Annotated in this window: 12 protein-coding genes; 6 read left to right on the top strand and 6 right to left on the bottom strand. The window is 72.7% G+C overall.

Going from position 1 to position 12,452, the window contains the following annotated elements; translation table 11 throughout:
• Window positions 1-151 precede the first annotated feature (151 nt).
• Window positions 152-1,558 (top strand): M1 family metallopeptidase, encoded by a 1,407-nt coding sequence (locus ACFWVE_RS17635; protein WP_384014596.1) that lies wholly within the window; start codon window positions 152-154, stop codon window positions 1,556-1,558.
• 126 nt (window positions 1,559-1,684) lie between these two features.
• On the opposite strand, the gene ACFWVE_RS17640 is transcribed toward ACFWVE_RS17635, so the two are convergent.
• Window positions 1,685-2,260 carry a TerD family protein gene (locus ACFWVE_RS17640; RefSeq protein WP_384014598.1) on the bottom strand — a complete coding sequence of 192 codons (576 nt, stop codon included), beginning with the start codon at window positions 2,258-2,260 and terminating at the stop codon, window positions 1,685-1,687.
• A gap of 145 nt (window positions 2,261-2,405) precedes the next feature.
• Here ACFWVE_RS17640 and arfB point away from each other — a divergent pair, with 145 nt between their 5' ends.
• Window positions 2,406-2,876 carry an alternative ribosome rescue aminoacyl-tRNA hydrolase ArfB gene (gene arfB, locus ACFWVE_RS17645; RefSeq protein WP_384014601.1) on the top strand — a complete coding sequence of 157 codons (471 nt, stop codon included), beginning with the start codon at window positions 2,406-2,408 and terminating at the stop codon, window positions 2,874-2,876.
• 237 nt (window positions 2,877-3,113) lie between these two features.
• Here the strand turns inward: arfB and ACFWVE_RS17650 are convergent, their stop codons facing one another.
• Window positions 3,114-3,587, bottom strand: coding sequence for a GNAT family N-acetyltransferase (locus tag ACFWVE_RS17650; RefSeq protein ID WP_384014604.1), 474 nt, complete (start codon window positions 3,585-3,587; stop codon window positions 3,114-3,116).
• A gap of 110 nt (window positions 3,588-3,697) precedes the next feature.
• Window positions 3,698-4,282, bottom strand: coding sequence for a flavin reductase family protein (locus ACFWVE_RS17655; protein ID WP_384014607.1), 585 nt, complete (start codon window positions 4,280-4,282; stop codon window positions 3,698-3,700).
• A 374-nt stretch (window positions 4,283-4,656) separates the two neighbouring features.
• Between ACFWVE_RS17655 and cdgB the strand changes: the two genes are divergently transcribed.
• Together cdgB and ACFWVE_RS17665 are read left to right on the top strand one after the other, a co-directional pair.
• Window positions 4,657-6,342 (top strand): diguanylate cyclase CdgB, encoded by a 1,686-nt coding sequence (gene cdgB / locus ACFWVE_RS17660; protein WP_384014610.1) that lies wholly within the window; start codon window positions 4,657-4,659, stop codon window positions 6,340-6,342.
• 116 nt (window positions 6,343-6,458) lie between these two features.
• Complete coding sequence (locus ACFWVE_RS17665; protein ID WP_384014613.1) at window positions 6,459-7,406, top strand: carbohydrate-binding protein; 948 nt, start codon at window positions 6,459-6,461, stop codon at window positions 7,404-7,406.
• 92 nt (window positions 7,407-7,498) lie between these two features.
• Here the strand turns inward: ACFWVE_RS17665 and nagA are convergent, their stop codons facing one another.
• Window positions 7,499-8,677 (bottom strand): N-acetylglucosamine-6-phosphate deacetylase, encoded by a 1,179-nt coding sequence (gene nagA, locus ACFWVE_RS17670; RefSeq protein ID WP_384014616.1) that lies wholly within the window; start codon window positions 8,675-8,677, stop codon window positions 7,499-7,501.
• On the bottom strand, window positions 8,677-9,669 hold the full coding sequence (locus ACFWVE_RS17675) for an ROK family protein (RefSeq protein WP_384014619.1): 993 nt from the start codon (window positions 9,667-9,669) through the stop codon (window positions 8,677-8,679). Before ACFWVE_RS17675 ends, nagA begins: the two co-directional genes overlap by 1 nt.
• 167 nt (window positions 9,670-9,836) lie before the next feature.
• On the opposite strand from ACFWVE_RS17675, the gene ACFWVE_RS17680 reads away from it, so the two are divergent.
• Together ACFWVE_RS17680 and ACFWVE_RS17685 are read left to right on the top strand one after the other, a co-directional pair.
• Window positions 9,837-11,072: an extracellular solute-binding protein gene (locus tag ACFWVE_RS17680; RefSeq protein ID WP_384014622.1), complete on the top strand. Its 1,236-nt coding sequence runs from the start codon at window positions 9,837-9,839 to the stop codon at window positions 11,070-11,072.
• A gap of 64 nt (window positions 11,073-11,136) precedes the next feature.
• On the top strand, window positions 11,137-11,388 hold the full coding sequence (locus ACFWVE_RS17685; RefSeq protein ID WP_384014625.1) for a DUF3263 domain-containing protein: 252 nt from the start codon (window positions 11,137-11,139) through the stop codon (window positions 11,386-11,388).
• A gap of 92 nt (window positions 11,389-11,480) precedes the next feature.
• On the opposite strand, the gene otsB is transcribed toward ACFWVE_RS17685, so the two are convergent.
• The gene (gene otsB / locus ACFWVE_RS17690; protein ID WP_384014628.1) at window positions 11,481-12,392 is read right to left on the bottom strand and encodes a trehalose-phosphatase; all 912 of its coding nucleotides are present in this window, start codon (window positions 12,390-12,392) and stop codon (window positions 11,481-11,483) included.
• Window positions 12,393-12,452: the final 60 nt, after the last annotated feature.

The raw sequence follows: 12,452 nt of genomic DNA on the forward strand, positions 1-12,452 counted from the left end.
CCCGACGGTTGCGGGGCGGCCGGGGTCGCTCCGTGGTGTGCGGCCGCGCGCTTCCTAGGATCGCGGGGTGTGCCTCCGCTTCCGTCCCCGTAGCCCTCGCCGCTCCCGCGGCTCCGGCCCCCGCCCGCTTGCCGTCGTCGCCGTCGCCCTCGTGACCGTGGCCGTGACGGCGGCCGGGTGCGCGGGCGGTGCGTCCGGCGGGCCCGGGGACACCGGTGGCTCCGGTGGTCCGGGCAGTGCCGGGGTGGGCGACCCGTACTTCCCCAAGGCCGGCAACGGCGGGTACGACGTCTCCCACTACGCCCTCGACCTGGCCTACGACCCGGCCGCCCACCACCTCACCGGCACCGCGACGATCACCGCCCGCGCGACCGAGGACCTGACCGCGCTGAACCTGGACCTCGAAGGGCTGGACGTCGAGCGGGTCACCGTCGACGGCGGCACCGCCCGCTGGCGGCGCGCCGGCCAGGAACTGACCGTCCGGCCGCCGAAAGGGCTGGACCGGGACCGGACGTTCCGGGTGGTCGTCCGTTACTCCGGCGCCCCGGTGACCGTCACCGACCCGGACGGCTCCGAGGAGGGCTGGCTGCGCACCGCGGACGGGGCGGTGGCGCTGGGCCAGCCGACGGGCTCGATGGCGTGGTTCCCCGGCAACCACCACCCCTCCGACAAGGCGACGTACACCGTCACGGCGACCGTGCCGAAGGGCCTGCGGGCGGTGTCCAACGGCGAGCCCGCGGGGGAGCGGACGACGGGGGACCGGACGGCCTTCACCTGGCGTACCGCCGAGCCGATGGCGAGCTACCTCGCCGTGCTCGCCGTCGGCCGGTACGAGGCCGGACGCACCACGACCCCCGGCGGCCTTCCCGTCCACACCTTCGTCGACCCGCGGCAGGCTGCGGCGAGCCGTGAGGTGGTGGCCCGGATCCCGGACGTCGTGGAGTGGGCGGAGGGCTGGTTCGGCCCGTACCCCTTCTCCTCCACGGGGGCGGTCGTCGAGCGTCCCGAGGACGCCGGGTACGCCCTGGAGACCCAGAACCGGCCCCTGTTCCCCGGGGCGCCCGACACGGTGCTCCTGGTCCACGAACTGGTCCACCAGTGGTACGGCAACTCCGTCACACCGCGGACCTGGCGGGACATGTGGCTCAACGAGGGGTTCGCGGTCTACGCGGAATGGCTGTGGCGGGAGGACCACGGGGACGGCACCGCTCAGGAGACCTTCGACGCGATGTACGCCGGGACGTACTTCCCCGACGCGGCGACGAACGAGGCGATCTGGTCGTTCCCGCCCGCGCGGCCGCCCGCCGCGGCGCACCTCTCCGGGGTCCCCGTCTACCAGCGCGGCGCGATGGTCCTGCACAGGATCCGGCAGACGGTCGGCGAGGACGCCTTCCGCGCCCTCCTCCGCGGCTGGGCGACGGAGCACCGCCACGGCACCGCGGACACCGGCGACTTCACGGCGTACGTGGAGAAGACGGTCCCGGGCAAGGACTTCGACGGGATCTGGTCGGACTGGCTGTACGGGGAGGGGAAGCCGGCACGCCCCTCCACGCCGTAGGCCGAGCCCCGGGTCGGGACCGCGCTCACACCCGCACCCGCACCCGCACCCGCCCCCATGCCGGAGCCCCCGGCCGCCGGGGAGGCGGGCCGGGGGCTCCGAAGCGCATGCGTGGGGCGTCGTCCGTCAGACGTTGACGCCGAAGTCCGAGGCGATGCCCGTCAGGCCCGAGGCGTAGCCCTGGCCGACGGCGCGGAACTTCCACTCGGCGCCGTTGCGGTACAGCTCGCCGAAGACCATGGCGGTCTCGGTGGCCGCGTCCTCGGACAGGTCGTAGCGGGCGATCTCGGCGCCGCCGGCCTGGTTGAGGATGCGGATGTACGCGTTGCGCACCTGGCCGAAGTTCTGGCTGCGGTTCTCGGCGTCGTAGATCGAGACCGGGAAGACGATCTTGTCGATGTCCGCCGGGAGGCCGGCCAGGTTGACGTTGATCTGCTCGTCGTCGCCCTCGCCCTCACCGGTGCGGTTGTCGCCGGTGTGGACGATGGTGCTGTCCGGGGTCTGCTTGTTGTTGAAGAAGACGAAGTGACCCTCCGAGTACACCTTGCTCTGCGGGTTGACCGCGATCGCGGAGGCGTCGAGGTCGAAGTCCGTGCCGGTGGTGGTGCGGACGTCCCAGCCGAGGCCCACGGTGACGGCGGTCAGGCCCGGTGCCTCCTTGGTGAGCGAGACGTTGCCACCCTTGGACAGGCTTACAGCCATTGTTGGGAGTCCCTTCCCTCGTGTACGTACGGCTACGAAGCTACCGCTACCCCTTTGAACGCGAGAGGAGTACGCGAGGTTCCAGGTGGCTTTACTTTCTTTACCCGGGATATTCGGGTGACGCGGACCGGTCGGAGGCGGGACCATGGACGGCATGTCCGGTCCCCATCGGGGGTCTGGGGGGCTGCCCCCCAGAGCTCTCAGTATCCGCGGCTCCGTCCTCCTGCCCGAGGCCGAGCTCATATGGCGTTTCTCGCGTTCTTCGGGGCCCGGCGGGCAGCATGTGAACACCACCGACTCGCAGGTGGAACTGCGTTTCGACCTCGCCGCCACCGAGGCGTTGCCCGAGGTGTGGAAGCAGCGGGCGCTGGAGCGGCTGGCGGGGCGGCTGTCGGACGGTGTCGTCACCGTCCGGGCCTCCGAGCACCGCTCCCAGTGGCGCAACCGGGAGACCGCCGCGGTGCGCCTCGCGGCGCTCCTCGCCGAGGCCACCGCGCCCCCGCCCCGGCCCCGCAAGCCGACCCGCATCCCGCGCGGCATCAACGAACGCCGGCTGCGGGAGAAGAAGCAGCGCTCGGAGACGAAGCGGGGGCGCTCCGCGCGGGACTGGGGATGACCCGCGCGGGACCAGGTGCTCCGGCGGGGGTGATCCGGTTTCCGGGCGGACAGGAGGGCGACCAGGTGGGTTCGAGTGCGCCGGGCGGGGTGCGGCGTTCCGGGCGGGGCGGGCGGGGTGGCCCACGTGGGGTGTGAGTGATCCACCTCGGATGCGGTGCTCCGCGCGGGGCCGGCCGCTCCGAGCGGAGCGGGGCGTTCCGTGCGGGACGGGGTGATCCGTGCGGGGCCGGGGCCGTCAGGACAGGTCCAGTACCCCGACCGTTTCCCCCTCGACGACCTCCCCGTTCCTGCGGAAGCCCAGGCCGAGGTAGAAGTCCTCCGGGCCGTTCTCGCCGGGGTGCCAGGTGACGTAGCACTCCTTGCCGCCCCGGGCGCGGATCCGAGCGGCGACCGACTCCACGGCGAAGCGGCCGTAGCCCTTGCCCTGCTCCCCGGCCGCGATGTTCAGCCGCCACAGACCCGAGCGGACGGCGCTGCCGCCGTCCTCGTGCCAGTCGATGTCGAGGAAGGCCATCAGGAAGCCGACCGCGCGGTCACCGTCCATGATCAGGCGGGGCCAGGCGGAGCCGGCGTGGACGTATGCCTCGGCGAGGGACTTCACGACCGGGGCGACCGCGAACTCCTGGTCGGGGCGGACGCGTATGCCGAGGGCGGCGTCGAGGTTTTTCGAGGTGATCTCTTCGAGGCGGGGAGTTGTGTTCTTCGTCACCCGGGCAGCGTAGATTCGCCCTTCCCGTTCGGTAAAAGGAATTTCTGGTTCGGGAAGTTCGGGAAGTTCGGGAAGCGGCGGGGGAAGGCTCCGGGAAACGCTCGGGCGGCTCAGGCCAGGTGCCGGTAGCGGCCCCGGAAATAGGTCAGCGGCCCGCCGTCCGCACTGGGTACGTCCGCCGTCAGGACGCGGCCGATCACCAGGGTGTGGTCGCCGGCCGGCACCCGCTGCTCGGTGCGGCACTCCAGGGTGGCGAGGGCGCCGCCGACCAGGGGGGCGCCGCTGTGCTCGCCCCGCACGTACGGGATGTCCTCGAAGAGGAGTCGGTCGCTGATGCGGCCCTTCATCGCGAAGCGGCCCGCGATGTGCCGCTGGCTCTCGGACAGGACCGAGACCGACCACAGCGGCTGCTCGTCGAGCAGGTCGTCCATGCGGGAGCCCTCGCGCAGGCTGACCAGCACCAGCGGCGGGTCCAGGGACACCGACAGGAACGCGGTCGCGGTCATGCCGACGTCCTCGCCGGCCGGTGCCCGCGGGTCGTCCGGATCCAGCGGCGGCTCCTGCGCGGTCACCAGGACCACACCGGCGGCCAGGCGGGACATGGCTGCACGGAACTCGTCGTTGCTCACCCCCTCAGCATGCCGGGCGGCGGGCACGGTGGTGATCGCGGTCGGGGGTACAGGAGTGTTCGGCACACCGGAAACGCTAGTCTCCGCTCCGTACGCACCGCATCGGGCCTCCGCCCGAGCGGGGACCTAGGACCAGCGGCGGACTCCAGCGCTCCACGGGTGTGAGCCGACAGCAACGGACCGAACCCTGTGGAAGGGGCGCGGAATTCACATGCGGCGCATGCCGCGCATTCGGTATTCCCGGTGAAGGACCGGAGGGAACGCGGAAAGGTCTCCCCATTGTTCACATTTGGTTGTGACTTGAGTCACAGGGGGCGATAATTGTTGACCCTGTGTACCGAGTGGGCAGCGCGCTGTGATTCAGTGGCGGGGAGACTGCCAGGACGATACGCCGATGAGAACGCTTGATTCGCCGCGAGGTCCCGGGGGGGAGGGTGAGCATGGAGGCCGAGTCGGAGCCCTACGTCCGTCTTGCTTCCCTGCGGCAACTGCACCAGGGCATGGCCGACATGAACACGGCCCGCAGCCTGGCCGACACCCTCCAGACCGTCGCCGACGGCGTCGTCGACGCCCTCGGGTACGAACTGGCCTGCGTCAACCTCGTGCGCCCCGACGGCGACCTGGTCGTCGCCGCCTTCTCGGGCAACGCCGCCGCCGAAGCCCTCATCACCGGCCGGGTCGGCTCGCGCGAGTCCTGGGAGCGCCGCCTCTCCATGGGGGAGAGCTGGGGCGACCTGATCTTCATCCCGCACACCGAGGGCTGGGTCCTCGACGACGACGACGTCCCGCAGTGGTACACCGACGGCCCCGCCCCGCGCTTCGAGGACGAGTGGCACCCCTCCGACCGGCTCTTCGCCCCGATGTACGCCCCCGGCCCGCAGGGCGGCGGGGCCGGCGAACTGGTCGGCGTGCTCTCCGTGGACCGCCCGCGCAACGGCCGGCTGCCCGGCGCCTGGGGCCGCGAAGCGCTCCAGATGTACGCCTTCCAGGCCGCCATCGCGATCAGCAACGCCCGGCTGCGCTCCAACATGCAGCGCGCCCTGGTCCGCCTCGAGCGCGAGCAACAGGCCCTGCGCGCCAGCGAGGAGAGCTTCCGGCAGGCCTTCGAGTACGCCCCGTCCGGCATGGCCGTCGCCGAGATGGGCGGCGACCAGCACGGCCGCATCCTGCGCACCAACGACGCGCTGTGCCGGCTGCTCGGCCGCCCCGCCTCCGCGATGCGCCGCTACTCCTTCTCCGACCTCGTGCACCCCGAGGACATCGGCACGCTGCTGCGGACCTCCGCCGAGGGCGGCCGCGCCGAGCTGCGGCTGGCCCGCCGGGACGGCACCTACGTGTGGGTGTCCCTGCGCAACTCCGTCGTCGCCGACGCGGCCGACGGGCCGCGCTTCCTGCTCAGCCACGTCGAGGACATAGAGGACCGCAAGCGCCGTGAGCTGCACCTCGCGCACCGCGCCTCCCACGACTCCCTCACCGGCCTGCCGAACTCCGCCGAACTGCGCGCCCGGCTCTCCGCCCGCCTGTGCCGGCAGCGTCCGTCGGCGCTGCCCGCCGCGGTCGACGAGGCCATGGCCGCCTTCGAGTCCTTCGACTCCCAGGACGCCGCCTACGGTCCGCCCGCCTTCGACCGCGGCCACGACTTCGACTTCCCGCCCGAGGCCGAGGGGTTCGAGGGCTACGACCACCACGTGCACGCCATCGCCCCCGACGGCGACCGCGACGACGGCGCCAAGGGCCTCGCGGTGCTCTTCTGCGACCTCGACGGCTTCAAGTCGATCAATGACCGGTTCGGGCACAACGCGGGTGACGCGGTGCTCATCGAGGTCGCCCGCCGGCTCAGCAACGGCGTCCGGGACGGCGACACCGTCGCCCGGCTCGGCGGCGACGAGTTCGTGATCCTCGCCAACGGGCTCGGCCGGGCCGACGCCCAGGACCTCGCCGTACGGCTGCGCAACGAGATCATCCAGCCCATCCGGGCCGAGGGCCGGGCCGTGCGGGTCGGCGCCAGCTTCGGCATCGGATGGGCCCACTGCGGGATGACGGCGGACGAAGTGCTGAAGTCCGCCGACGAGCGGATGTACGTCGAGAAACGATCTCGTCCCAAACAGCATCGACGGGCGGGATGAACCGCAGGTCAGCGAGTTGAGGCGGCTGAAGCCACCCGTTCGGGTCACTCGAAGCGGGTAGGCTCGCCTTTCTCACACCCGTACCGCATTCGATCCGCAGCTAGGAGTACCAAGGGATGACGCCCGGCAACAACGGCGCGAGCACGCCCGAGGACGACGACCCGTTCGGCTACCTCTACGCCGACGGGCAGGCCAACGGAGCCCAGCCGCCGTCCGGGGGATACGGCTACCCGAACTCGCTCAACCGGGTGCGGGCGGTCGGCACGCGTCAGTACGGCCAGCAGGGCCCCGCGGCGCAGGCGCCGCAGCAGCAGGGAACGTACGGCCAGCCGACGAACGCGAACTACGCGGCACCGGAGACGCTGCCCGGCAACCGCGGCGGTCACGGTGGTGGTCATGGCGGTGGTGGTCATGGTGGTGGCGGCCGGGGCCGCGGCCCGAACACCAAGGGCCTGCTCATCGGCGCCGTCGCGGTGGTCGTCGCGGTGGTCGTCGGCATCGGTGTGGCGATGATCGGCGGCGACGACGAGGACGACAAGGGCGGCAACCAGGCCGACTCGACGCCGACCCAGTCGCAGCCCACCGGGGAGAGCAGCCCCTCGGCGAGCGGTGACGAGGAAGAGGAAGCGGCCGAGCTGCCGACGATCGACGCCAAGGCGCTGCGCCTGGGCGGCGGCGCGGCCCTGGCGCAGGACGTCGAGGGCGCGCAGTCCGACGGCGGAATCTATGTGGCGAACCTCAACCAGGTGGGGTCCACGGTCACCTGGACGGTCGACGGCATCCCGAAGGACGGCACGTACACCGTCTTCGTGCGCTACAGCACCACCGACGACCCCCAGTCGATGACGCTCACCGTCAACGGCAAGGAGTTCGGCTCCAAGCTCAACATGGACAACTTCGCCGGTGCCAAGGACGGCGACTTCGCGAAGGGCTGGACCCAGACCTTCGCGTGGCCCACGCTCAACGAGGGCACCAACACCCTCTCGGTCTCCTGCGCCGACGGCGACAAGTGCAACGTCCTGCTGGACCAGCTGTCGCTGAAGGAAGGCCAGGTCGAGAAGTAGGGGCCGCCGCCGAAGGGCCGCTGCCCGGTCCACCCCGCCGGCCGCACGCGTCGAAGGGCCCGACCGGTGCGTCGGGCCCGACGGGGGGCGGATCAGCCCAGTTGGGGGGAGACCACCCATTCGCCCCGGCGCATCACGCCCTTGAGGGTGAAGTCCGCGTCGAGAACCACGAGGTCGGCGTCCTTCCCGGGTTCCAGGGAGCCGATCCGGTCGTCCATGCCCAGCAGCCGGGCCGGGTTGGCGGACAGGGCGGCGACCGCGTGCTCGACGGGCAGCCCGTCGACGGTCACCGCCCGCTTCAGGGCGCGGTCCAGGGTGAGCGTCGACCCCGCGATGGAGCCGCCCTCCACCAGCCGGGCCACCCCGCCCGTGACCTCGACCTCCAGCGGGCCGAGCATGTAGCGGCCGTCGCCGAAACCGGCCGCGTCCATCGCGTCCGTGACGAACGCCACCCGTGCGGGGCCCGCGTGGTGGAACGCCAACCGGAGGGCCGCCGGGTGCAGATGGGTGCCGTCGTTGATCAGCTCGACCGTGACCCGCTCGTCCTCCAGCAGGGCGGCGATCGGGCCGGGGGCGCGGTGGCCGAGCGCCGGCATGGCGTTGAAGAGGTGGGTCGCGACGGTGGCGCCCGCGTCGATGGCGGCCACGGTCTGCTCGTACGTCGCGTCCGTGTGGCCGACGGCCGCGATCACGCCGTGCTCGGCCAGCAGGCGTACGGAGTCGAGGCCGCCCGGCAGTTCGGTGGCCAGGGTGAGCATCTTCGCCCGGCCGCGGGCGGCGTCGACCAGCTTGCGGACCTCCGCCGGGTCGGGTGCGCGCAGCAGCTCCTGGGAGTGCGCGCCCTTGCGGCACGGTGAGATGAACGGCCCCTCGAAGTGGACGCCGGCGATCTCGCCCTGTTCGGCCAGGTCCGCCAGCAGGCCCGCGCGCCGGGCGAGGAAGTCCAGGTCGCCGGTGACGGTCGAGGCGAGCAGGGTGGTGGTGCCGTGCAGGCGGTGGGTGTGGATGCCCTTGAGGACCTCGTCGACCGTGCCGGAGGTGAAGGACGCGCCGCCGCCGCCGTGGTTGTGGAGGTCGACGAAGCCGGGCACCAGCCAGTGCCCGGTCAGGTCGAGCAGGTCGGGCGTCCCGGCGTTCCCGGGAGTGCCGGAAGTGGCGTTCGCGGGGGCCGTGGCGGCGATCCGGGTGCCCTCGACGGTCACGCGGCCGTTGTCCACGGTCCCGGTGGGCAGGACCACCCGGGCACCGGCGAGAACCTTGGTGGGGGCCATCAGGTGGTTACCTCCGAAGGGTAGGGAGAGGAGCCGGCCGAGGGGTCCGTGGAGGAGCCGGTCGCGGGGGCGGTGGTGGTGAGGAGGTCCCGGGCGAGGAGGCCCGCGCCCAGGCAACCGGCGGTGTCCCCGAGGGCCGCGGGGACCAGGGGCGGCAGGTTCTGGAAGGTGACCCGCTGCCGGACGGCCTCCCGCAGCGGTGTGAACAAGGTTTCCCCGGCCTCGGCCAGCCCGCCACCGATGATCAGGGTGCGGGGGTCCAGCAGGGTGAGCGCGGTGACCAGCCCGTCGGCGAGCGCGTCGACCGCCTCCTGCCAGACCTTTCGGGCCCGTACGTCGCCCGACTCCACGGCCCCGGCGCAGTGGGCCGCGTCCGCGTCGGGGTCGCCGCAGGCCGCCGCCCACGCGTCGCCGACCGCCGCCGCGGACGCGTACCGCTCCAGGCAGCCGCGCTGACCGCACGGGCAGGGGGCGCCCCCGGGCCGTACGACGATGTGACCGATCTCGCCCGCGAAGCCGTGCGCGCCCGCCTCCACCCGGCCGTCGATGCCGATGGCGCCCGCGATGCCGGTGCCCAGCGGCACGAACAGGAACCGGTCGGCGCCCCGGCCCGCCCCGATGCGGCCCTCGGCGAGCCCGCCGGTGCGCACGTCGTGGCCGAGGGCGACCGGGATGCCGCCGAGCCGCTCCGCGAGCAGCGCGCGCAGCGGGAGGTCGCGCCAGCCCAGGTTGGCGGAGTAGACGGCGACGCCCCGCGCCTCGTCGACGATGCCGGGGACGGCGAGGCCGGCGGCGGACGCGGGCTCGCCGAGGTGCTCGGCGCCGTGGGCGCGGAGATCGGCGGCGAAGTCCAGGATCCCGGCTACGGCCGCGTCCGGGCCGCGGTCGCGCGCGGTGGCCCGGCGGGCCCGGTGCAGCAGCGTGCCGTCCGCTCCGACCAGGGCGGCCTTCATCCCGGTGCCGCCCACATCGAGGGCGATGACATGTTCCACGGGGGACAGTGTGACCCCGGGACCCGCAAGAGGTCTAGTCCACTTTCATGGTGTAGACCTTGATCCGATTATCGGAAAAGTTGGAAAAGTTTCGGAACGGATGGCGCGGAGCGCCGGAGCGGGAGCAAGCAGCAGTGCAGCGGCGGGGCTTGGCAAGGACGATCGCGATGGTGTCCGCACTGGGACTGACGGGGATCCTCGGCGGATGCGGTGTCGGCGGAGGCTCCTCCGACGTCACCCTGGAACTGGTCGCCGCCGACTACGGCACCGGCGTGGACAACAGCACGAAGAAGTACTGGGCCACGCTGACGGAGCAGTACGAGGCCGAACACCCGGGCGTGACGATCGACGTCACCGTCCACTCCTGGAACGACGTCGACCGCAAGGTCAAGGAGCGGGTCGAGGCGGGCGACCCGCCGGACATGGCCCAGATCGGCGCGTACGCCGACTACGCCGCCGACGGACTGCTCTACAAGGCCGACGACGTGCTCTCCATCCCCGTACAGGCCGACTTCGTCACGCAGTTGGCCACCGCGGGCCAGGTCAACGGCGTGCAGTACGGCATGCCGTTCGCCGCCTCCACGCGCGTGCTGTTCTACAACAAGACCCTGTTCGAGGAAGCCGGCCTCACCCCGCCGCGGACCTGGGACGAACTCGCCGCGAACGCCGAGGCCTTGAAGGAGGAGGGCGTGAAGTACCCCTACGCGCTGCCCCTCGGCCCGGAGGAGGCGCAGGCCGAGACCATGCAGTGGCTGCTCAGCGGCAAGGGCGGCTACACCGACGCCATGGGCGCGTACAGCTTCGACTCCGCGCAGAACACCGCGACCGTCACCTGGCTGAAGGACGAGCTGGTCGGCAAGGGCCTGACCGGCCCCGTCGCGCCCGGCGAACTCGACCGCGCCGACGCGTTCGCCGCCTTCGCCGCCGGTGACGTCGGCATGCTGAACGGCCATCCGTCGCTGATCGGCATGGCCGAGCAGAAGGGCGTGGAGTTCGGCACCGTGCCCATGCCGGGGGCCGACGGCGAGAGCCCGGCCACGCTCGGCGTCGCCGACTGGATGATGGCCTTCGACGAGAGCGGCCACCGCGACGAGATCGGTGACTTCCTCGACTTCGTCTACAGCGAGGAGCACGTGCTCGACTTCTCCCGCGAGTACGACCTGCTGCCGGTCACCACCTCCGCGTCCCGCGTGATGGAGGAGTCCGCGGAGGACAAGAAGTTCCGGCCCTTCCTCGGCCAGTTGGCGACCGCGGAGCTCTACCCGGTCGGCACCACCTCCTGGGCCGACGTCAACGCGGCCGTCAAGCAGCAGATTGGCAAGGCCGTGGCCCCGAACGGCAGCCCCAAGGGCGTCCTGAGCCAGCTCCAGGCGACGGCCGTACGCGCGGAGAGCGGGCGGTAGGGCACGTCGGGCCCGTAGGGCCTGCCGGGACCCGGCTGTCGGTGGCGAGGGCTACCGTGCGGGTATGGACCAGGGGCAGGAACGGGAGCAGGAGCCGCTGGCGCGGCGCGAGCGGGACGTCATCGCGCTGGAGCGCCGCGGCTTCCTCGGCCCCGGCGCGAAGGAGCGGGCGATCCGCGAGGAGCTGGGCCTGGCCCCGGTGCGCTACTACCAGCTCCTCAACGCCCTGCTCGACGACCCCCGCGCCCTGGCCCACGACCCGGTCACCGTGAACCGGCTCAGACGCGTCCGCGAGTCCCGCCGCACGCAACGCTGACGGAACGCGGGACGGCGGCGTCCCCGCAGGGCGGAGCGCCGGACGCGGGCCGTTGGCGTTCGGCGGTCGGCATCGGCGGGGACGTCAGCCGGTCATTCGGTCATTCGCTCATTCGGTCCGTGGGGCAGGGCCCGTGCCAGTGCCTCGAGCAGGTGTACGACCCCCTCGGGGCCGTCGACCACCACGTCCGCGCGTTCCCGCAGCTCCGTGACCTCGTCGCTGCCGCTGCACACCAGCAGCCCGGGGACGCCGTCCGAGCGGAGCCTGTCGACGGCGGCGTAGGCGGGGAGGTCGCCCAGGTCGTCCCCGGCGTACAGGACGCTCCCGGCGCCGATCTCGCGGGCGTACTCCGCCAGGGCGACGCCCTTGTCCATCCCGGGCGGACGCAGCTCCAGGACCATGCGGCCGGGCTCGACGACCAGACCGTGCCGCTGTGCCAGGCCGGTCAGCGGTTCGCGCAGCGCCTCGAGGGCGGCCTGGGGGTCGGCGGTCCTGCGGGTGTGGACGGCCACCGCGCGGCCCTTCTCCTCGGTCCAGGTGCCCTCCGGGGCGCCGGCCCGCTCGAGCAGCCCCGGCAGTTCCGCGCGCACGGCGGCGACCCCGGGGTGCGGGGCGGGCGCGGTGATGTCGCCGGTGGCGGCGTTCCAGCGCTCGGTGCCGTAATGGCCGAGGACGACGAGGCGCTCCAGGCCGGGAACGTCCGCGAAGCCACCGTGCCGTACCGCCACCGCGGGCGGCCGGCCGGTGATCACCGCCACGGAGGCCACCTCCGGGGCGAGCGCGGCGAGCGCGCGCACCGCGCCGGGATGGGCGCGGGCCTGCTCGGGGTCGGGCACGATCGGCGAGAGCGTCCCGTCGAAGTCGAGCGCGATCAGCGCCTTCCCCGGCCGCGCGAGCAGCGCGTCGAGTCCCTCCCGCCCGGCCCGCGTGGCGGGCACCGGCGGGGTGCCGGAGGCGTCGGGGTGCGTGGCGTTCGGATCCGTGGAGTCGTTGGGGCTGCCCATACCGTCAACCTATCCACGCCCACCCGTCCCCACGCATACCTGACCGGCCATCCAGGGACG

The organism is Streptomyces sp. NPDC058632 (assembly GCF_042717095.1).
In the GTDB taxonomy this organism is placed as follows: domain Bacteria; phylum Actinomycetota; class Actinomycetes; order Streptomycetales; family Streptomycetaceae; genus Streptomyces.

Bases quoted from the DNA above. Each gene is read 5' to 3' on its own strand.
- nagA (WP_384014616.1), bottom strand. From the start codon at position 8,677: ATGGCCCCCACCAAGGTTCTCGCCGGTGCCCGGGTGGTCCTGCCCACC.
- ACFWVE_RS17680 (WP_384014622.1), top strand. From the start codon at position 9,837: ATGGTGTCCGCACTGGGACTGACGGGGATCCTCGGCGGATGCGGTGTC.
- cdgB (WP_384014610.1), top strand. From the start codon at position 4,657: ATGGAGGCCGAGTCGGAGCCCTACGTCCGTCTTGCTTCCCTGCGGCAA.
- ACFWVE_RS17640 (WP_384014598.1), bottom strand. From the start codon at position 2,260: ATGGCTGTAAGCCTGTCCAAGGGTGGCAACGTCTCGCTCACCAAGGAG.
- otsB (WP_384014628.1), bottom strand. From the start codon at position 12,392: ATGGGCAGCCCCAACGACTCCACGGATCCGAACGCCACGCACCCCGAC.
- arfB (WP_384014601.1), top strand. From the start codon at position 2,406: ATGGACGGCATGTCCGGTCCCCATCGGGGGTCTGGGGGGCTGCCCCCC.
- ACFWVE_RS17665 (WP_384014613.1), top strand. From the start codon at position 6,459: ATGACGCCCGGCAACAACGGCGCGAGCACGCCCGAGGACGACGACCCG.
- ACFWVE_RS17685 (WP_384014625.1), top strand. From the start codon at position 11,137: ATGGACCAGGGGCAGGAACGGGAGCAGGAGCCGCTGGCGCGGCGCGAG.